The sequence below is a fragment of the Sphingomonas sp. dw_22 genome (genome assembly GCF_018449795.1).
Taxonomy (GTDB): Bacteria; Pseudomonadota; Alphaproteobacteria; order Sphingomonadales; family Sphingomonadaceae; genus Sphingomonas.
Map to the genome: position 1 here is coordinate 40,932 of NZ_JAAVVE010000018.1, position 19,159 is coordinate 60,090.

The 19,159-nt window shown below is 68.2% G+C and carries 15 protein-coding genes; 9 read left to right on the top strand and 6 right to left on the bottom strand.

Features of this window, described 5'->3' with window-relative positions:
- Positions 1–139 precede the first annotated feature (139 nt).
- Positions 140–2,428 carry a glycoside hydrolase family 3 N-terminal domain-containing protein gene (locus HB724_RS10250; RefSeq protein ID WP_213980832.1) on the top strand — a complete coding sequence of 763 codons (2,289 nt, stop codon included), beginning with the start codon at positions 140–142 and terminating at the stop codon, positions 2,426–2,428.
- A gap of 174 nt (positions 2,429–2,602) precedes the next feature.
- The gene (purT, locus tag HB724_RS10255; protein ID WP_213980833.1) at positions 2,603–3,784 is read left to right on the top strand and encodes a formate-dependent phosphoribosylglycinamide formyltransferase; all 1,182 of its coding nucleotides are present in this window, start codon (positions 2,603–2,605) and stop codon (positions 3,782–3,784) included.
- A gap of 170 nt (positions 3,785–3,954) precedes the next feature.
- On the opposite strand, the gene HB724_RS10260 is transcribed toward purT, so the two are convergent.
- From HB724_RS10260 to HB724_RS10275, 4 genes are all read right to left on the bottom strand, one after another.
- Positions 3,955–5,277 carry a glycoside-pentoside-hexuronide (GPH):cation symporter gene (locus tag HB724_RS10260; protein ID WP_213980834.1) on the bottom strand — a complete coding sequence of 441 codons (1,323 nt, stop codon included), beginning with the start codon at positions 5,275–5,277 and terminating at the stop codon, positions 3,955–3,957.
- Between the two features lie 17 nt (positions 5,278–5,294).
- A complete protein-coding gene (locus tag HB724_RS10265; RefSeq protein ID WP_213980835.1) occupies positions 5,295–6,479 on the bottom strand; it encodes a dipeptidase in 1,185 nt (394 codons plus the stop codon).
- A gap of 70 nt (positions 6,480–6,549) precedes the next feature.
- Positions 6,550–6,855 (bottom strand): hypothetical protein, encoded by a 306-nt coding sequence (locus HB724_RS10270; RefSeq protein WP_213980836.1) that lies wholly within the window; start codon positions 6,853–6,855, stop codon positions 6,550–6,552.
- A 15-nt stretch (positions 6,856–6,870) separates the two neighbouring features.
- Complete coding sequence (locus HB724_RS10275; RefSeq protein WP_256731438.1) at positions 6,871–8,340, bottom strand: L,D-transpeptidase family protein; 1,470 nt, start codon at positions 8,338–8,340, stop codon at positions 6,871–6,873.
- A 200-nt stretch (positions 8,341–8,540) separates the two neighbouring features.
- Here HB724_RS10275 and HB724_RS10280 point away from each other — a divergent pair, with 200 nt between their 5' ends.
- From HB724_RS10280 to HB724_RS10295, 4 genes are all read left to right on the top strand, one after another.
- Entirely contained in the window at positions 8,541–9,887 is a 1,347-nt protein-coding gene (locus HB724_RS10280; protein ID WP_256731439.1) for an MFS transporter, read from the top strand.
- Between the two features lie 323 nt (positions 9,888–10,210).
- Complete coding sequence (locus tag HB724_RS10285; protein WP_213980839.1) at positions 10,211–10,654, top strand: cupin domain-containing protein; 444 nt, start codon at positions 10,211–10,213, stop codon at positions 10,652–10,654.
- A gap of 9 nt (positions 10,655–10,663) precedes the next feature.
- Positions 10,664–11,821: a Gfo/Idh/MocA family oxidoreductase gene (locus HB724_RS10290; RefSeq protein ID WP_213980840.1), complete on the top strand. Its 1,158-nt coding sequence runs from the start codon at positions 10,664–10,666 to the stop codon at positions 11,819–11,821.
- Positions 11,822–11,835: 14 nt separating this feature from the next.
- Positions 11,836–13,200: a Gfo/Idh/MocA family oxidoreductase gene (locus HB724_RS10295; RefSeq protein ID WP_213980841.1), complete on the top strand. Its 1,365-nt coding sequence runs from the start codon at positions 11,836–11,838 to the stop codon at positions 13,198–13,200.
- Between the two features lie 35 nt (positions 13,201–13,235).
- On the opposite strand, the gene HB724_RS10300 is transcribed toward HB724_RS10295, so the two are convergent.
- Complete coding sequence (locus tag HB724_RS10300; protein WP_213980842.1) at positions 13,236–14,456, bottom strand: cysteine desulfurase-like protein; 1,221 nt, start codon at positions 14,454–14,456, stop codon at positions 13,236–13,238.
- A 47-nt stretch (positions 14,457–14,503) separates the two neighbouring features.
- On the opposite strand from HB724_RS10300, the gene HB724_RS10305 reads away from it, so the two are divergent.
- Positions 14,504–15,526: an oxidoreductase gene (locus tag HB724_RS10305; RefSeq protein ID WP_213980843.1), complete on the top strand. Its 1,023-nt coding sequence runs from the start codon at positions 14,504–14,506 to the stop codon at positions 15,524–15,526.
- Here HB724_RS10305 and HB724_RS10310 read toward each other — a convergent pair.
- Positions 15,523–17,739, bottom strand: coding sequence for a glycoside hydrolase family 3 C-terminal domain-containing protein (locus tag HB724_RS10310; RefSeq protein WP_213980844.1), 2,217 nt, complete (start codon positions 17,737–17,739; stop codon positions 15,523–15,525). The genes HB724_RS10305 and HB724_RS10310 overlap by 4 nt on opposite strands.
- Before the next feature lie 136 nt (positions 17,740–17,875).
- Between HB724_RS10310 and fdhD the strand changes: the two genes are divergently transcribed.
- Both fdhD and HB724_RS10320 read left to right on the top strand, forming a co-directional pair.
- Positions 17,876–18,625, top strand: coding sequence for a formate dehydrogenase accessory sulfurtransferase FdhD (gene fdhD, locus HB724_RS10315; protein WP_213980845.1), 750 nt, complete (start codon positions 17,876–17,878; stop codon positions 18,623–18,625).
- Positions 18,622–19,152 carry a molybdenum cofactor guanylyltransferase gene (locus HB724_RS10320; RefSeq protein WP_213980846.1) on the top strand — a complete coding sequence of 177 codons (531 nt, stop codon included), beginning with the start codon at positions 18,622–18,624 and terminating at the stop codon, positions 19,150–19,152. The genes fdhD and HB724_RS10320 overlap by 4 nt, the downstream gene beginning before the upstream one ends.
- Positions 19,153–19,159: the final 7 nt, after the last annotated feature.

Consider the following 19,159-nt stretch of genomic DNA (forward strand, 5'->3'; position numbering starts at 1 on the left):
AGGCGATTGCAATCCTTGCTTCGCAAAGAGTATGTAACCGGTTACGGTTAGCGGTCACAAGCAAAAAGATTTCGCGGGTCCATCAGTTGATACAATCGCGCTTCAGGGTGGGAAGCGCGCCGCCAGGAGAGGAATTGCAATGTTCGACACCAGGATCTCGCGACGCGCGGCGCTGATGGGGGCCGGGGCGTTCGCGGCTTGGATGCACAATCCGGCGCGCGCCATGCTGTGGCAGGCCGGGGCGCTGCCCGTGCCCGCCTTTATCGACGGGCTGATCGCCAGGATGACGCTTGCCGAGAAGGCGGGGCAGTTGACCCTGATGCCGGCCGCCTGGGGCGGCGGCGTGGCGACTGCGCTCAATCCGGCGGGCAACGGGCCGAGCTTCGACGGGCAGCTCGACGAAGTGCGCCAGGGCAGGCTGACCGGCGTGTTCAACGGCAACGGCGCCGAGATGGCGCGGCGGATGCAGACTGCCGCCATGACGCAATCGCGGCTCAAGATCCCGCTGCTCTTCGCCGCCGACGTGATCCACGGCCACCGTACGATCTTCCCGGTGCCCGTGGGCGAGGCGGCGAGCTTCGAGCCGGGGCTGGCCGAGCGTACTGCGCGGGCCGCTTCCTATGAGGCGGCGGCTGCCGGGATCGACTGGACCTTCGCGCCGATGGTGGACATCGCGCGCGACCAGCGCTGGGGCCGGACGATGGAGGGCGCGGGCGAGGATGTGCTGCTGGGCGAGCTGATCGCCGAGGCGCGGGTGCGCGGCTTCCAGGGCAAGGATCTGAAGGACGACGACGCGATGCTGGCCTGCGCCAAGCATTTCGCGGCCTATGGCGCGGCGGAGGCGGGGCTCGATTACAATACGGTCGATATTTCCGAGCGGACGCTGCGGGAGGTCTATCTGCCGCCGTTCAAGGCCGCGCTCGATGCCGGGGTGCTGTCGTTCATGGCCTCGTTCAACGAGATTTCGGGGGTGCCTTCCACCGGCAATGGCTGGCTGATGGAAGAGGTGCTGCGCGGGGAGTGGGCGTATCAGGGCTTCGTGGTGTCGGATTATACCGGCGACATGGAGATGATCGATCATGGCTTCGCGGCGGATGCGCGCGAGGCGGCGAAGCTCGCCTTCCTGGCGGGCGTGGATATGAGCATGACCAGCGGCTTCTACCGCGATCATTTGCCCGATCTGGTCGAGAAGGGAGAGGTGCCGGTGGCGCGGATGGATGCTTCGGTGCGGCGGGTGCTGGCGATGAAGGCGCGGCTCGGGCTGTTCGACGATCCGTTTCGCCGCATTGACGTGAAGCGCGAGAAGGCGCGGTCGCGGACGAAGCCGACGCTGGCGCTGGCGCGCGAGGCGGGGCGCAAGTCGATCGTGATGCTGAAGAACGAGGGCGACCTGCTGCCCTTGCCCAAGGCCGGCAAGCGGATCGCGATCATCGGGCCGTTCGCCTCGGGCCAGCACGACATCAACGGGCCGTGGGTCGTCTATGGCGACAATGGCCAGGCGGTGGACCTGGCGACCGGCGTGAAGGCGGCGGTGGCCGACAAGGGGCTGGTGACGGTGGTCGAGGGCTCGGGCGTCGAGGCGCCGGTGCCGGGCGGGATCGAGGCGGCGGTGGCGGCGGCGCGGGCTGCGGACGTGGTGCTGCTCGCGATCGGCGAGAGCGAGAACCTGTCGGGCGAGGCGCAGTCGCGGGCCGAGATCGTCGTGCCCGCGCCGCAGATGGCGTTGGCCGAGGCAGTGGCGGCGGTGGGCAAGCCGGTGGTGGTGGTGCTCAAGAACGGCCGCGCGCTGGCGCTGGCGGGCGCGGTGGTGCAGGCGCCGGCGATCCTCGTGACGTGGTTCCTGGGGTCCGAGAGCGGCCATGCGATCGCGGACGTGCTGTTCGGCGACTATTCGCCCACCGGCCGGCTGCCGTGCAGTTTTCCGCGCTCGCCGGGGCAGCAGCCCTACAGCTATGCGCACAAGCCGACCGGGCGGCCCAATCCGCCCGGCGACCTCCAGCCCTACAAGGCGCATTATCGCGGGATTCCGAACTCGGCCTTGTTCCCGTTCGGGCATGGGCTGACCTATGGCCGGATCGAATATTCGGGGCTGTCGGTGGCGCCGAGCATGGCGTGGGACGGCGAGCTGGTGGTGAGCGCCAAGGTGACCAACCGGGGCAGCCGGGCGGTGGAGGAGGTCGTGCAGCTTTATACGCACGATCGCGTCGCCAGCGTGACGCGGCCGGTGCGCGAGCTGAAGGCGTTCCGCAAGGTGGCGCTGGCGCCGGGGGCGTCCGAGGTGGTGACGTTCCGGTTGCGGCGCGACAATCTGCTGTTCATCGGACGGGAGAACAAGCCGATAGTGGAGCCGGGCAAGTTCGACGTGTGGATCGCGCCTTCGGCGGAGACGGAAGGGGTGCGGGGGAGTTTCGAGCTGGCGCGGGCTTAATTCCAGAACCGCCCTCACCCTTCCGCGGCTTCGCCGCTCCCTCCCTCTCCCATCGGGAGAGGGAAGGGGCCCGCCGCCGGAGGCGGTGGGAAGGGTGAGGGCAGTCTGCCTCTCGACATCGGCCGCGCGCTTCGCGAGAAGCCCGCATCCTGATTCACGCGAGAGGCGGACCCCATGTCATTCACTGCCAAGATCCTGCTGCTCGGCTCGGGCGAGCTTGGGCGGGAGTTCGTCATCTCCGCCAAGCGGCTGGGCGCCTATGTCGTGGCGTGCGACAGCTATGCAGGCGCGCCGGCGATGCAGATGGCGGATGCGTGCGAGGTCTTCTCGATGCTCGATGCGGATCGGCTGCGCGAGGCGATCGAGCGGCACCGGCCCGATTTCGTCGTGCCCGAGGTCGAGGCGATCCGTACCGAGGTGCTGGCCGAAGTGGAGAAGGCGGGCGTGACCGTCGTTCCCTCGGCACGCGCGACCCAGATGACGATGAACCGCGACCGCATCCGCGAAGTCGCGGCGGTCGAACTGGGGCTTACCACCTCGCGCTACCTCTATGCCGAGAGCCTGGAGGAGGCGCGCGCCGCGGTCGCGCATGTGGGTGTGCCCTGCGTGGTGAAGCCGGTCATGTCCTCGTCGGGCAAGGGCCAGAGCACCGTCCGTGCGGCGGAGGAGATCGACCGGGCCTGGGACTATGCCGTCGCGAACATGCGGGGGGATCGCCGCCGCGTGATCGTCGAGCAGTTCATCGACTTCGATTACGAGATCACCCTGCTCACCGTCCGTACGCGGGAGGGCATCCGCTTCTGCGCGCCGATCGGCCATCGGCAGGAGCGGGGGGATTATCAGGAATCCTGGCAACCGGCGGCGATGTCGGGCGCGGCGCTTGTCCAGGCGCAGGACATGGCGCGGAAAGTGGTCGACGATCTGGGCGGCTATGGGCTGTTCGGGGTGGAGTTCTTCGTGAAGGGCGAGGCGGTGATCTTCTCCGAGCTGTCGCCGCGCCCGCACGATACCGGGATGGTGACGCTGATCTCGCAGGATCTGAGCGAGTTCGACCTGCATGCCCGCGCGATCCTGGGCCTGCCGGTACCCGAGCCGAAGCTGCTCGGAGCGGCAGCATCGGCGGTGATCCTGGCGGACCGGGATGCTGATGCTTTTCATTATGAAGGGCTCGCCGAGGCGCTGGCGGAGCCGGGCGATGCGGTGGACGTGCGCATCTTCGCCAAGCCGGTGACGCGGACGAACCGCCGGATGGGCGTGGCGCTGGCGTTGGCGGAGGATGTCGATGCCGCGCGACGCGTGGCGACAGCGGCGGCGGGCAAGGTACGGATCGTCTACGACGCGGACCAGCCGGCCTGAGTTGATCGGCATTCGGCGCGAAGGGCGCCGATGCTCCTCGTCCGTCACCCCGGCCGAAGTGCCGGGGTCCACCGGGATGCTGGGAGAGCCGCTCGAAGCTTAAAGGGGCTCGTTCGAGGATGAGTGGACCCCGGCACTTCGGCCGGGGTGACGATGGAGGTTTGGCCGCCCTATCCGCCCTCCATCTCGCGCACGATGCGGGCATGGGCGCCCCGGCCGAGCGGATTGAGCAGCATCAGCGCGCAGGACAGCGCCAGGAAACCCAGCGGGGCGATGGCGATCGTCCAGCGCATGATCGCGAGCGTGGCGTCGCTCTGGTGGACATTGGCGACATAGCCCGCCGATCCGAAGCCGAAGCCGATGATCGCGGTGGCGATGCCGATCGCGATGCGCTGGAGCAGCGCCGCCAGGCCGAACACCGCGCCTTCTACCCGCAGCCCGGTGGTGCGCTCGCCATATTCGATCGTGTTGGGCAGCATCGCCCAGAAGACGAAGTGCAGCCCGACGATCATCGCCTGCATCGCGACCAGATAGAATTGCATCACCCCCGCGCGATCGATGCGGATCGAGGCGAAGACCACCAGCCCGGCCATGCAGAGCGAGGCGGCGAGGAACCACAGCGCGCGGGTGCCGATGCGGCGCTGGAGGAACATCCAGGCCGGCACCGCCACGGCGCTGACCAGCCCCATCCAGGCGAGCGCGGTCTGGCCGGCATCCTCATCGCCCAGGAAGTACTTGAAATAATAGAGCACCGATTTGTTGAGCACGGTGACGGCGACGATCATCGCCATCATGGCGAGGTTCAGCGTCACGAAGGCGCGATTGGCGGCGAGGCTGCGCAGGCTCGCGGCGATCGAGGGGCGCTGGGTGGGCGGGGAGACGGCGGCCTCGCGATAGGAAGCGCCGATCAGCAGCAGGATCGCGGTGCCGACGACCGCAAACAGGATCGCGGCGCCGAGATAGGCTTTCGCCTCGACCGTGCCGCCGCCCAGCCATGCGCCGATCGGCACGGTGCCGCGCGCGACGACAATCCAGGCGAGCGTGCCGAACAGCATCCGCATGCCGGCGATGAAGGCGCGATCCTTGCTGTCGCTGCTGATCCGCGCGGACATCGCCAGATAGGGGATGTTCACCGCGGCATAGGCGGTGCGGAACAGCAAATGCCCCGCCAGCACGAAGGCGATGCCCCAGAAGCCGGAGACCGGCGGCGGCAGATAGGTGAGCACGCAGGCGATGCCGAGCGGCAGGCTGCCGAGCATCAGCACCTTGCCGTAATGCCGCCCCGCCTCACGCCGGTCGGCGAGCGTGCCCGCGACGAAATTGGCGATGCCGTCCCAGATCGTCGCGATGGTGTAGATCGTCGCGGCGGTCTCCACCGGGAGGTTCAGCGCCTCGGTGTAGTAGAACAGCAGGAAGAGCATGATGCTCTGCCAGTAGAGATTGAACGCGAAGTCCCCGAAGGCGAACAGGAGCAGGCGCGGGCGGCGGATCATCGTGCCGGCATGCCGGGTCAGCGGCCCTTGCGCGCTTCGGCGATGCGCAACAGGCGCAGGACGTTGCCGCTCCACATCTTCTGCAAGTCGGCCTCGCCATAGCCGGCGGCGCGCAAGCGGGCGGTGACCTTGGGCAGCGCGTCGATGTCCTCGAAGCCCTTCACGCCGCCGCCGCCATCCCAATCCGCGCCGAAGCAGACATGATCGACGCCCGCCACCTGGATCAGGTGGAGGAGCCCGCGCATATAGGTCTCGAAATCGGCGGCCTGGACCGGCTGGGTGCGATCGAGCGCGCGCGTGTCCGCCGTCAGCTTCACCTGCTCGGCCGGCGACATTTCGGCCATCTGCTCGACATCGGGCAGCGCGTTTCGTTCAGGCGTGGAGCGCATCTCCGAGAGATAGGCGCTGTTCATGCAGATCGCCCCGCCCGAGGCGGCGAGCTTGCGGATATGATCGTCGTCGAGGTTGCGCGGGTGATCCCACATCGCGCGCGGGCCGGAATGCGAGAGCAGGACCGGGGTGCGCGAGAGCGCGATCATCTGATCGAGCACCGCGTCCGAGGCATGGCTGGCGTCTAGCACCATGCCGAGCCGGTTCATCTCCTTCACCCAATCGCGGCCGAGTGGGCTCAGGCCGTTCCATCTGGGCTTGTCGGTGGCGCTGTCGGCGAACTGGTTGGCGCGGAAATGCACCGGGCTCGCGAGGCGCACGCCGCGCCGGTAGAATTCGCTCAGCAGCGACAGGTCTTCGCCGAGCGGATAGCTGTTCTCGATGCTGATATAGGCGAAGCGCTTGCCCGCGCGATCGATCCGGGCGGCATCGCTCGCCTTCGTCGCGAGCGCGATGCGATCGGGGAATTTGGCGAGCGTCGCCTCGATCTCGCCGAGCCGCTTGAAGGCGAACGCCCTGGCATCGGCATAGCCCTGCGGGGTCAGCGGGCCTTGCGCGGTGTAGATGACGAAGAAGCCGCCATCGAGATCGCCCGCATCCATTCGCCCGAGATCGACCTGGGCGAGATCGCTCTCATAGCTGTGCCGCGTGCCGAAATCCCAGCCGGGCCGGGCGAAATGGACCGGCGTGTCGAGATGGGTGTCGAGCGTCAGCAGCTTGCGGTGCAGCGCCATGTCGTCCTGCGGCGGATGGCGGGTGGCGGTGCAGGCGCCGGTCGCGAGCAGGGCCGCGGCGAGGAGGAGCTTTCTCATGGCGGCGGACCCGTTCGGGAGGAGAGGGCGCCGCCCGCGCGGCTGTCCGGCGGGCGGCACGGCGTTCGGCTTATTGGGCGGGCTTGCCGCTTTCCTCGCCCTCGTCGCGCGAGACGCGGGCGGTCATGCCGGTGGCGTCGGCATCGTCCTGGGTCTGCTCGTCGGGCGTGACCGCGACCGGCGGGGCAGGCGTCGCCTCCACGGTGTTGACGGTCGGCTCGGGCGTGGGCGTCTCGACCACGAAATTGGCGGCGGTGTCTTCCGGCACGGTGATGTTGGTCAGGTTCGCGTCCGGACCGGCTTCCTCATCCTTGTGGCCGCAGGCGGCGAGCGAGAGGCCGGCGGCGGCGAGGAGCGCGATAGTGTGGAGCTTCATGGATTTCCTTCCCTGTTAACGTGCGGCGACGGCGGCGGCCGTGATGGCGGAGCGCTTCTCGACCTTGGCGGCCAGCGTGCCGTCCCAGCCATAGGGATCGGCGCGGAAGTTCATCGTGCCGTTCGCGCTGGCGAATGCCGTCCAATAGAGGAGATAGACCGCGACCTGGTCCTGCTCCTGCAAGGGCACGCGCTGCGTCTTGCCCGTGGCGACGGCGGCATCGATCGCATCCGGCTGCCAGGCGGGGTCGTTGCGCAGCAGGAGCTGGGCGAGCGGACCGGGCTTTTCCAGGCGGACGCAGCCATGGCTGGAAAGGCGGCTGAAGCTTGAGAAGCCGGCCTGGACGGGCGTATCGTGGAGATAGACCGCATAGGGATTGGCGAAATCGAACTTGTAGCGGCCCAGCGCGCTGGTCGGTCCGGCCTGCTGCTGGAGGCGGCGGTTGGCGCCGGTGCCGATGATCTTGTAGTTGTTGCGCTTCAGATACGCCTCGCCCTTGGGCCATAGTTCCTTGGCGGCGATGCTGGTGGGGACGTTCCAGGGCGGATTGAGCACGATCGAATGGATGCGCGACTGGAGCATCGGCGTCTCGTTGCCGGGACGGCCGGTGACGGCCTTCATCGAGGCGATCGGGGCATCGCCCTCGAACACGGTCAGCACCGCGGCGGCGATGTTGACCTGGATGCGCTTGGCGGGAAGCTCCTGCGGCAGCCAGCGCCAGCGCTCCATGTTCGCCATGATCTGGCGGACGCGATCGGCGGCGGGGACGTTGAGCGCGCCCAGCGTGCCGGTGGAGACGATTCCGCTGGGATTGAGGCCGTAGCGCTTCTGGGCGCGGACCACGGCTTCCTGAAGCTCCTTGTCGAACTTGTCGCCGGTGGCGATGACGTCGGGATCCTCGACCGCCAGGCGCTTGCGCAGCGCGGCGACGCGGGGGCCGCTGGCGCCTAACCCCATGTCGGGGCCGGCGGGGAGCTTGGTCCAGCCGCCCTTCGCCTCGATGTCGCGATAGGTGGCGAGTCCCTTTTGCAGGCCGTCATAGCCGGCATAGGGCGGCGGCAGCGAGCGCAGCCAGGCGGCGATGCGATCGCGCTTCACCGCGTCGGCGAAGCCGGGGAGCGGATCATAGGGCGCGGGGCGCAGGCCCCAATCCTCCTGGAAATCGCTGGTGTCGAGCCGGCCCGAATGCACCGCACGGGCATAATCGAGCACGGCGCCGACCAGGGCGGCATTGTCGCCGGGCAGCGGCGCGGCGGTGCCGTCGTGGCGCAGGCCCTGTGCGAAGCCCGAATCGGCGAGCAGCGTGGCGACCTGTGTCGCCTGGGCGGCGCTCAGCACGGGCAGGGGGATGACCGGCGGCGGGGGCGGCACGACCTGCTGGATCAGCGGCGCCGCGGGCGTGGGAGCGGGCGCCGGCACATTTTGCGCGAGCAGCGGGCCGCAGACCAGCGTTACTGCCAGCGTTCCGGCAATAGTGTTTCGCATCATGCGGTTGTTTCGATCGATTACGCCCATAGCCTTTACGCGGCTCCCAAATTACACAGCGGATGCTGAATCCAAGCCCCTAATAAGCGAAGCCGGGGCATAAGCGCGAGCGCGAAACACGCATCTGCACTGCTTGACAATGGCAACGTTGTCGGGCGTTGTCGCGCCACAACGAGAAAGACATGCAGGGGAGAGCAGCTTTGGCATCCGCACGATCGACACAGACGACGCTGGCGTTCGCCGCCGTCACGACGCTGTTCTTCGCATGGGGTTTCATCACCTCGCTGATCGATCCGCTGGTGGCGGCGGTGAAGGGCATCTTCACGCTTACCGACCTCCAGGCGCAGTTGGCCACCTTCGCCTTCTTCATCGCTTACGGCGTCGCTTCGTTCCCCGCGGCGGCGCTGCTGGCGCGATTGAAGTCGATCCCGACGATCCTGACCGCTTTGTGCATGATGATCGCGGGCTGCCTGGTGATGCTGGTCGCGGCGAACCTGGCGATCTTCACCCTGGTGCTGCTCGGGCTGTTCATCCTGGCGAGCGGGATCACCGTGCTCCAGGTGGCGGCGAACCCGCTTGCCGCCGCGCTGGGCGACCCGAGCCGCAGCCATTTGCGGCTGACGCTCAGCCAGACCTTCAATTCGCTGGGCACCTTCATCGGGCCGCTGCTGGGGGCGCACCTGTTCCTGAAGGGCGTCGAGGTGAAGCCGGGGACCGTCATCACCGAGGCGGTGCGGGCGGACGCGCTGGCGGGGATCGATTCGGCCTATTTCTGGATCTGCGGGCTGATCGCGGCGCTGGCGGTGTTCTTCTTCCTCAGCCGGCGCGTCGTCACCCAGGCCGCGCCGCCGTCTTCGCTGGAGGCGCGGGGTAGCCTGGGCGCGCTGATCGCCGATGCCTTTTCGTCGAAATGGGCGCTGTTCGGCGGGCTGGCGATCTTCCTCTATGTCGGCGCCGAAGTGTCGATCGGATCGCAGATGGCGCTGTTCCTCAATTCCAACGCGGTGTGGGGCCAGTCCGACGCGCCGTTCGGCGTGCCGCTGCTCGGGCTTGCGATGGGCAGCGACGGGATTGCGGGCGTCTCGCTCCAGGAAGCGGGCAAGGCCGTTGCCTTCTATTGGGGCGGCGCGATGGTGGGGCGGGCGATCGGTTCGGCGCTGCTGGCGCGGTTCAACGCGGCGCGCCTGCTGACGGTGTTCACTGCGATCGCGGCGGCGATGTGCCTCTATGTCTTCGTGGTGGGCGGGGTGACGGCGGGCTTCGTCGCGCTGGCGATCGGGCTGTTCAACTCGATCATGTTCCCCGTCATCTTCACGCTGACGCTCGAACGCTCCAGTGCGAGCGAGGAGGCGACGTCGGGGCTGCTGTGCACCGCGATCATCGGCGGCGCTTTCGTGCCGCTGCTGGTGGGCGCGGTGTCGGGGTCGCACGGCTATGCCTTCGCGCTGATCGTGCCGGCGCTTTGCTATGGCGTGCTGTGCTTCTTCGCGGTCTCGGCGGGGCGGGCGAAGCCGGTACGCGGCGGGACCGGCGTCTCGCTGCACTGAATCGCTCTCGCCCCCGGCCGGAGCAAGCCGGTCGAGGGCGAGGCCAAGCGGATGCGCGTTACCCCAAGCAACCCGGGCCTGGCATCCGCGCGGAATGCCGGGCTCATCCCGGTAAACGGCCGGGGCGGGCGGATCTTGCCGGCTTTTCGCAGCGACGATCATGTTTCGCCGTTGCCGGGTAATGCGTCTTCGCGAACCCGCCCGTCCGCCCTTGGCCGGGCTGTGGCAATATTCTCAGACAAATAGGGTTTCCGTCTCGAAATTATGCGCTAAGCTCGCTGTGAACGACGCGGCCTGAACCCGCGCGAATCAGGAGGGATGCGATGGGGATCACACGCCGGGACGTGACGATAGCGCTGGGCGCGGCGCTCTGCACCGTGGCGGCGGGCGCGGTGGCGCAGACGCACGACAAGCTCGGCCCGGCGGTGTTCGATTGGGAGAAGATGCCGGTCAAGCAGACGGATGTCGGGGCGATCCGCAACCTGGTCCGCCAGCCCACCGCGACGCTCGATGAGCTGGAGATGCACGTCACCACGCTCAATCCCGGCCTCGCCTCGCACCCGCCGCACAAGCATCCGAACGAGGAGCTGGTCATCATCGACCAGGGGACGGTCGAGACGCTGTCCGGCGGCAAATGGGAGCGGCTCGGCCCCGGCTCGGTGATCTTCAACGCCAGCAATTCGGAACATGCGCTGAAGAATGTCGGCACCACGCCGGCCATTTATCACGTCATCAACTGGAAGACTCCCGCGACCCCGAAGAACTGAGGAGAGAGTATGGATCGCCGCTCGATACTGACCGGGGCCGGACTGGCGGGCTTTGCCGCGACGATGCCCGATGCGCTGCTCGCCCAGTCCACCGCGCAGGGCAATGCGCCCTCGGAGCAGCAGGCGCCGGCGGGGCCGGAGCCCGAGGCCAGGCACCGCATCAGGTTCGGCGTGATCGGGCTGGATCACGCGCATATCTATGGCATGACCGATGCGGTGATCCGCGGCGGCGGCACGCTGGCGGCCTTCCACGCCACCGATCCGGGGCAGATCGCCACCTTCCGCAAGCGCTACGGCAACGACGTGAAGCTGGCGCGCAGCGAGGCGGAGATACTGGACGACAAGTCGATCCTGCTGGTCGCCGGGGCGCCGATTCCCGATCTGCGCGCGCCGCTCGGCATCCGGGTGATGCGCGCGGGCAAGGATTATCTGGGCGACAAGCCGGCGATCACCACGCTCGCGCAGCTCGCCGAGGTGCGAAAGGCGGTGAAGGAGACCGGCCGCAAGTTCGCGATCATGTATTCCGAGCGGCTGGAATCGCGCGCCTCGGTCCATGCCGGGCAGCTTGTCGATGAAGGGCGGATCGGCAAGGTCGTCCAGACGATCAACATCGCCCCGCACCGGATCAGCCCCGCCAGCCGGCCCGACTGGTTCTGGGACAAGGCGCGCTATGGCGGCATCCTGACCGATATCGGCAGCCACCAGGCCGACCAGTTCCTTTATTACACCAAGACCACCCGGGCGCATGTCGTCGCCTCGCAGACCGGCAACCTCAACTGGCACGACAAGCCCGAGTTCGAGGATTTCGGCGACATGATCGCCACCGGCAACGGCGGCACCGGCTATATCCGGGTGGACTGGTTCACGCCTGACGGCCTGCCGACCTGGGGCGACGGGCGGCTCTTCCTGCTCGGCACCGAAGGGTACATCGAGCTCCGGAAATATGTCGACATCGCCGGGCGTCCGGGCGGCAATCACCTGCTGATCGCCGACAGGAAGGGCGTTCAATATGTCGACTGCTCGAAGGTGCATCTGCCGTTCGGCCCGCAATTCGTGACCGACATCGTCGAGCGTACTAGCCTTGCCCAGGATCAGGACCAGGCGCTGCTCGCCGCCGAGCTGGTCCTCACCGCCCAGAAGAATGCAACGCGGCCGGTTTCGGCCTGACAGGGGGATTTGCCATGAAGCAGGGGATTTCGCGCCGCGGGCTCATCAAGGGCGGCGCCATTGCCGCGGTAGTGGCGCCGACGATCGTGCCGTCGAGCGTGTTCGGCCAGAACGCACCGTCGAACCGGGTCGCGATCGGGGCGATCGGGGTGGGGCGGATCAGCCGCATCCACGACATGAAGGAAATCCACAAGCATGCCGACGCGCAGATCGTCGCGGTGTGCGACCTCGATACCAAGCGGCTGGGCGCGGGGATGCAGCTGGTCGACAGCCGCTATGCCGCGAGCACCGGCAAGAACTACTCCGGCACGCGCGGCTATACCGATTATCGCGAACTGCTGGCGAGCAAGGACATCGATGCCGTCCTGATCTCGACGCCGGATCACCAGCATGCGCCGCTCGCGGTCCATGCGGTGGGGGCGGGCAAGCATGTCTATTGCCAGAAGCCGGCCTCGCTGACGATTGCCGAGGGGCGGAAAATGGCCGATGCCGTCAAGGCTTCGGGCAGGATACTTCAGATCGGATCTCAACAGCGCGGGCAGGAGCCCTGGCCGCAATTCCATCGCGCCTGCGAGCTGGTGCGCAACGGGCGGATCGGCAAGCTGAAGCAGGTCGAGATCGGCCTGCCGGGCGATCCCTCCGGGCCGGAGGCGGCCGAGATGCCGATCCCGTCCAACCTCAATTACGACGCCTGGCTGGGGACGACGCCGGAAGTCTATTACACCGAGATCCGCGTCCATCCGCAGAACAGCTTCGAGGATCGGCCGGGCTGGCTGCGCATGGAGCAGTTCGGCGCGGGCATGATTACCGGCTGGGGCGCGCACCATGTCGACATCGCCCATTGGGGCATGGACATGGAGCATTCGGGGCCGGTCGAGATCTGGGGCACCGCGGAGTTCCCCAAGAGCGGGCTTTGGGACGTGCACGGGCCGTTCGAGACGCATGCGCGCTATGCCAATGGCGTGACGATGACGATCTCGGGCGCGCTGCCCAACGGGGTGAAGTTCATCGGCGACAAGGGCTGGATCTTCGTGACGCGCACGGGACAGGTCTCGTCTTCGGACCCGGCCAAGGCCGCCGACGTGCCGCTGCTGGCGAGCGATCCCAAGATCCTCGACAGCGTGATCGGGCCGAACGAAGTGCATCTCTACAAATCGGCCGAGCAGCACCGCAACTGGCTTGATGCGATCCTGAAGGGTGTGCCGGTGAGCGCGCCGGCCGAGATCGGCCATCGGGCCTGCTCGACCTGCCTGCTCCATCACATTGCGATGAAGACCGGGCGGCGTTTGAAGTGGGATCCCAAGGCCGAAAAGTTCATCGGCGACGATGCGGCGAACGCGATGCTCGAGCGGCCGCAGCGGGCGAAATACGCGATTTGAGGACTTTGATGATCCTCCCCGGTACGGGGAGGATTTTAGAGTTCGCGCAGCGCCGCGATCAGCCGGTCGACTTCATCGGCGGTGTTGTAATGGCACAGCCCCACGCGGAGCAGGCCGCCGCTTTCGGCCAGGCCGAGCCGGTCGATCACTTCGACGGCGTAGAAATTGCCCGACCAGGCATGGATTTCGCGCGATGCGAGATGCTTGGCGATCGCATCGGGATGATGGCCTTCGATCATGAAGGAGAAGGTGGGCACGCGCCCCTCCATCGTCGGCGCCCCCCACAGGCGCAGGCCGGGGATGGACGTGAGGCCGGCGAGCAGGCGGGTGCCGATATCATGCTCATAGGCGGTGGCGCCCTGCATCGCGGCGACCAGCTTTGCCCGCCGGCTGTTGGCCTGGGGATCGAGGCGGGCGCCGAGCCATTCGAGATATTCTACCGTGCCGAGCACCGCGGCCTGCCCCTCGAACGAAGGCGTGCCGGTCTCGAAGCGGTGGGCGCCTTCGCTGGAGGCGGGGCGGACGCGATAGGCATCGATCCGCTCGACCAGATCGCCGCGCACCCACAGCACGCCCTGGTGCGGGCCGAAGAATTTATAGGGCGAGCAGGCGAGGAAATCGGCGCCGAGCGCGGTGACGTCGGTAACGATGTGCGGCACCGATTGCACCGCATCGACATAGACCAGCGCCTGCGAATGGGCGCGGACGATGCGGATCGCCTCGGCTACCGGATTGATCGTGCCGAGCGCGTTGCTTGCCATGCCGAGCGCGACGAGGCGGGTGCGGGGGCCGAGCAGGCCGGCCAGTTCGTCGAGCTTCCAGGCGCCGGTTTCGGGGGCGAAATCGAGCCAGCGCACCGTCACGCCCTTGTCCGCCGCGGCGCGCAGCCAGGGCGAGACATTCGCGTCGTGGTCGAGCCGGGTCAGCACGATCTCGTCACCCGGCTGCCAGTCCTGCGCCAGCGCGCGCGAGACCGCGAAGGTGAGCGAGGTCATGTTCGGGCCGAACGCGATTTCGTGCGGTGCGCCGCCGAGCAGGTCGGCCATCGCGGCATGGGCCTGGTCGCTCAGCGCGTCGGTCTCGATCGAGGTGCGGAAGGCGCCGCCCGAATTGGCCGTGCCGCTCGCGAGGTGCGCCACCATCCGCTCGACCGCGGGGGTGCAGATCTGGGTGCCGCCGGGCGCGTCGAAATAGATGCGGGATTCGTCGGAAAGCGCCTTGAATTGCCCGCGCACGGCGTCGATTGGAAAGGTCATGCGCCCGCATAGAGCGGACGGCCCAGCGGCGAAAGAGGAGCAGCCCCATGATCCGTACCGGAGTGATCGGCTTTGGCCTTGGCGGCACGGCGTTCCATGCGCCGCTGATCGATGCGGTGCCCGGGCTGGAGCTCGCGGCGATCGCCACCAGCAAGGCCGATGCGGTGCGTGCCGCCTATCCGCATGCCGCCGTGACCACGCCCGAGGCGCTGATCGCCGATCCGGACATCGCGCTGGTGGCGATCTCGACGCCCAACGACACGCATTTCCCGCTCGCCAGGGCGGCGCTGGAGGCGGGCAAGCATGTCGTGATCGACAAGCCCTTCGCCACCAGCCCGGCCGAGGCCGCCGAGCTGATCGAACTGGCCAGGGCGCGCGGGCTGGTGCTGTGCCCGTTCCACAATCGCCGCTGGGACAGCGATTTCCTGGCGGTGCGGGCGCTGGTGGAGAGCGGGCGGCTGGGCGAGATCCTGCTGTACGAGGCGCATTGGGACCGTTTCCGGCCCGAGCTGGCCCAGCCCTGGAAGGAATCGATCGCGGCGGGATCGGGCCAGCTTCCCGATCTGGGGCCGCATCTGATCGATCAGGTGCTGGTGCTGTTCGGCGCGCCCGAGGCGCTGAGCGCCGATCTGGAGGTGCAGCGCGCGGGCGGCGAGGTGGACGATTATTTCGCGCTGACGCTGCATTACGGCATCCGCCGGGTGATCCTCGCTTCGTCGCGGCTCGTGGCTGCGCCGCGTCCACGCTTCGGCATCCATGGGCGGCAGGGGAGCTTCGTCAAATACGGGCTCGATCCGCAGGAGGCCGCCTTGCGTGCGGGCGGCAGCGTGGCGGACCCGGAGCATGGCATCGAGGATCCGGCGCAATATGGCGTGCTGACGCTGCCCGATGGTACGCGCGAGACGATCCCCTCCGAGCGCGGCGACTATCGGCGCTTCTACGCGGGCGTCGCCGCCGCGATTGCCGAGCGCGCGCCGCCGCCGGTCGATCCGGCCGATGCGCTGACCGGGCTCAGGATCATCGAGCTGGCGCGGCAGAGCGCCCGGGAGGGGCGGCGGCTGGCGCTTTAGGGCCTCCAGCCAACCGGGAGTGTCCGAGCAGGCACGTTGACCGATACCGTCTGGGCGATGTCGCGGGAGGAATGGCCGAGCAGCACCTGATAGGTGCCGGGCGCGATCTTCCAGGCGTTCGCAGGCCCGTCGAACACCGCGAGCAGGCGCGGATCGATCGCGAGCGTCACCTGCGTCGAGGCGCCGGGGGCGAGATCGAGCTTCCTGAAGGCGCCGAGCCGCTTCGGCGCTTCCCAGCCGCTGCCCGCGACATAGACCTGCGCCACGTCCTTGCCCTGGCGCTTACCGGTGTTGCGCACCGTGAAGCTGACCGTGACGCTGCCGTCCGCGGCGCGGGCGCGCAGACCCGAATAGGCGAAGCTGGTGTAGGACAGGCCGTGGCCGAAAGCGAATTGCGGCGCGCTGCCCTTCGCATCGAACCATTTATAGCCGACCGTCGCGCCCTCGCTATAGGTCGTGTCGCCGGTGTTGGGCTCGGAGGGCTTGGGAAGCTGATCGAGGCTGCGCGGGAAGCTGGCGGGGAGGTGGCCCGAGGGGTTCACCTTGCCGAACAACACATTGGCGATGGCATCGCCGCCCGCGGTGCCGGGATACCAGGCTTCCAGGATACCGGCGGCCTGATCGGCCCAGGGCGTGAACACCGGGCCGCCGGTCTCCAGCACCACCACCGTCTTCGGATTGGCGGCGGCGACGGCGGAGACCAGCGCGTCCTGGCCCTTGAGCGTCAGCGAGACGTCGAAGGATTCGCCGGCCCATTGCGTGGCGAAGACCAGGGCGACGTCGGCGCCCTTCGCGGCGGCGGCCGCCGCGGCGGGATCGCTGCCGTCGATGTAGATCACCCTGGCGTTGGGCGCCTGGCGTTTGATCGCCTCCAGCGGCGAGGAGGGATAGTACATCACCGGCCCTGGCCATGCCGCCGGTCCGCTGCCCGGCGCCGCATTGCCGCCGACCGGATAGACCAGCGACGAGCCGCTGCCCGCGAGCACGCCCTTGTCGGCATGGCCGCCGATCACGACGATCGACTTGACCGACGGCGAGAGCGGCAAGATCGCGCGGTCGTTCTTGAGCAGGACCGTGGCGTCCTCGGCATCGGCGCGGGTCACGTCGGCGTGCTTCGCCAGCATTTCGGGGGCGAGGTCCATCGGCGCTTCGGTGACGGGGTGATCGAACAGCCCGTGGGCGAACATCGAGCGCAGGATGCGCGTGGTCATCTCGTCCAGCCGGGCGGGGCTTACCTCGCCCTTGGCGATCGCGGCCTTCAGCGGGGCGCCGAAATAGGGTTCCTTGTCGAACGGGAAGCCCGAATCCTGCTCCAGCCCGGCATTGGCGGCGGCGACGGTGGAGTGGGTCGCGCCCCAGTCCGACATCACAAAGCCCTGCCAGCCCCAGTCCTTGCGCAGCACCTGGGTCAGCAGCCAGGGATGCTCGCAGGCATGGGTGCCGTTCACGCGATTGTACGAGCACATCACCGAGCCCGGGTTCGACTTCTCGATCGCGATCTGGAAGGCGAGCAGGTCGCTCATCCGCGCGGCGACGGGGTCGATGATCGAATTGCCGGTGTCGCGATCGGTTTCCTGATCGTTGATCGCATAATGCTTCACCGTCGAGATGATGTGGTTCGACTGGATCCCGGCGATCTGCGCGCCGACCATCGTGCCGGCGAGCAGCGGATCCTCGCCGCCATATTCGAAGTTCCGGCCGTTGCGCGGCTCGCGCATCAGGTCGACGCCGCCCGCCAGCATCACGTTGAAGCCCGATGCGCGTGCCTCGGCGCCGATCATCGCGCCGCCTTTGAAGGCGAGATCGGGATCCCAGGTGGCGGTGGTGGCGAGGCCGGAGGGGAGGGCGGTGCGCTCGCGCTTCCGCGCCGCGCCGCCCTGGGTCGCCACGCCGATGCCGGCATCGGTCTGCCACTGCGCCGGGATGCCGAGACGGGGAATGCCGGGGACATAGCCGGCCGAGCCGGGCCGCGCCTCGGGCGGGGCCTTGAAGTCCTTGCCCGGAAAATCGGTGCCGAAATAGCCGAACACCAGCGTCAGCTTCTCGTCCTCGGTCATCTGCGCGAGGACGAGCCGGGCGAGGGCATCGGGATCGAGGCCGGCATTGGCCCAGGGCTGGGCGGCGGGCGCCTGTTGCGCGGTGACGGGCGCGGCGGCCAGGCAGAATGCAAGCGCGATGAGCGGAGCCGCAAATGCGCGGCGGCTGATGGTCATGATCCCTCTCCCACTGTTATGTCAGCGTTGTCGGAATGAGCTTATAGAACACCACGAAGCGCGGCGCCAGCGTTCCGTGTTAGCGCTATCGCCGCCGCCCCTATCCGGCGTTGCCCGCGCGCCCTATCCTTGGCGCATGGACGTGCAATTCGATCGCGTGACTCCGCAGGGCCTGCGCATGCCGGGAATACGGACGCTGGCGGAGGAGGTTCCGGTGGCGATCGAGGTCAACGGTATCGGCTATGCCGTGATGATGGCGACTCCGGCCGATCTGGAGGATTTCGCCTTCGGCTTCCTGCAATCCGAGCGGCTGGGGCGGCCGATCGATGTCGATGTCCACCCTGCCGAACAGGGGTTCATCGTCCGCGTGACGGTGGCGGACGGGGAAGCGGTGATCGAGCGCGTGCGGCATCGCACCACCGATTCGGCCTGCGGCCTGTGCGGGATCGACAATCTGGAGGCGGCGCTGCGGGAGCTGCCGCGCGTGGCGGCTGCGGTGCTGGCCGAGCCGGGAGCGATATTCCGGGCGGCATCGGCGCTGCGCGACCGGCAGCCGCTCAATGCCCGGACCGGCGCCGTCCATGCCGCGGCACTCTGCGCGGTGGACGGCGATATCCGCCTCGTGCGCGAGGATGTCGGGCGGCACAATGCCTTCGACAAGCTGATCGGCGCGATGGCGCGGCAAGGGCTCGGCTGGGAGGGCGGCTTCGCGCTGCTCAGCTCGCGCTGCTCCTATGAGCTGGTCGAGAAGGCGGCGCTGGCGGGATGTCCGCTGCTTGCCGCAATCTCGGCGCCGACCGCGCTTGCGGCCGAGCGCGCCCGAGGGGCCGGGGTCGCGCTGGCGGCGCTGGTCCGGGACGATTCGCTGCTGTGGCTGGCGCCATGAGGCTGCTCGGGGCCGTGCTGGCAGGCGGGCAGTCGCGGCGGTTCGGATCGGACAAGGCGCTGGCGCTGCTCGACGGCAGGCCGTTGATCGAACATGCCATCGCGGCGCTTGCAGCCCAGACCGATGCGGTGATCGTCTGCGGCCGCGAATGGGGCGACTGGGTGGCCGATCGTCCCGAGCCGGGGCTGGGCCCCCTCGGCGGGATCAATGCCGCGCTGCATTGCGCCGCCGGGCGTGGGTTCGATGCGGTGCTGACGATGCCCTGCGACGCACCGTTCCTGCCGGAGGATCTGGCCGAGCGGCTCACGAGGCGGGGAGGAGCGGCCTTTGTAGCGGGGATGCCGGTGATCGGCCTGTGGCCCGTCACACTCGCCGCGTCGCTCGATGCGCATCTGGCGGGGGCTTCCGATCGGTCCGTGCGCGGATGGGCCCAGGTTGCGGGAGGCTTGCCCTATGTTATGGACATATCCATTCCGAACGTGAACAGTCCGGTGGACTTGATCCGCCTATCCGGGCATTTCCCTTAGGTTCCGG

Excerpts from the sequence above, each read along its gene's own strand:
- fdhD (WP_213980845.1), top strand. The coding sequence starts at position 17,876 with ATGGACGTGCAATTCGATCGCGTGACTCCGCAGGGCCTGCGCATGCCG.
- HB724_RS10275 (WP_256731438.1), bottom strand. The coding sequence starts at position 8,340 with ATGCGAAACACTATTGCCGGAACGCTGGCAGTAACGCTGGTCTGCGGC.
- HB724_RS10250 (WP_213980832.1), top strand. The coding sequence starts at position 140 with ATGTTCGACACCAGGATCTCGCGACGCGCGGCGCTGATGGGGGCCGGG.
- HB724_RS10285 (WP_213980839.1), top strand. The coding sequence starts at position 10,211 with ATGGGGATCACACGCCGGGACGTGACGATAGCGCTGGGCGCGGCGCTC.
- HB724_RS10260 (WP_213980834.1), bottom strand. The coding sequence starts at position 5,277 with ATGATCCGCCGCCCGCGCCTGCTCCTGTTCGCCTTCGGGGACTTCGCG.
- HB724_RS10270 (WP_213980836.1), bottom strand. The coding sequence starts at position 6,855 with ATGAAGCTCCACACTATCGCGCTCCTCGCCGCCGCCGGCCTCTCGCTC.
- HB724_RS10300 (WP_213980842.1), bottom strand. The coding sequence starts at position 14,456 with ATGACCTTTCCAATCGACGCCGTGCGCGGGCAATTCAAGGCGCTTTCC.
- purT (WP_213980833.1), top strand. The coding sequence starts at position 2,603 with ATGTCATTCACTGCCAAGATCCTGCTGCTCGGCTCGGGCGAGCTTGGG.
- HB724_RS10265 (WP_213980835.1), bottom strand. The coding sequence starts at position 6,479 with ATGAGAAAGCTCCTCCTCGCCGCGGCCCTGCTCGCGACCGGCGCCTGC.
- HB724_RS10320 (WP_213980846.1), top strand. The coding sequence starts at position 18,622 with ATGAGGCTGCTCGGGGCCGTGCTGGCAGGCGGGCAGTCGCGGCGGTTC.
- HB724_RS10310 (WP_213980844.1), bottom strand. The coding sequence starts at position 17,739 with ATGACCATCAGCCGCCGCGCATTTGCGGCTCCGCTCATCGCGCTTGCA.
- HB724_RS10305 (WP_213980843.1), top strand. The coding sequence starts at position 14,504 with ATGATCCGTACCGGAGTGATCGGCTTTGGCCTTGGCGGCACGGCGTTC.
- HB724_RS10295 (WP_213980841.1), top strand. The coding sequence starts at position 11,836 with ATGAAGCAGGGGATTTCGCGCCGCGGGCTCATCAAGGGCGGCGCCATT.
- HB724_RS10290 (WP_213980840.1), top strand. The coding sequence starts at position 10,664 with ATGGATCGCCGCTCGATACTGACCGGGGCCGGACTGGCGGGCTTTGCC.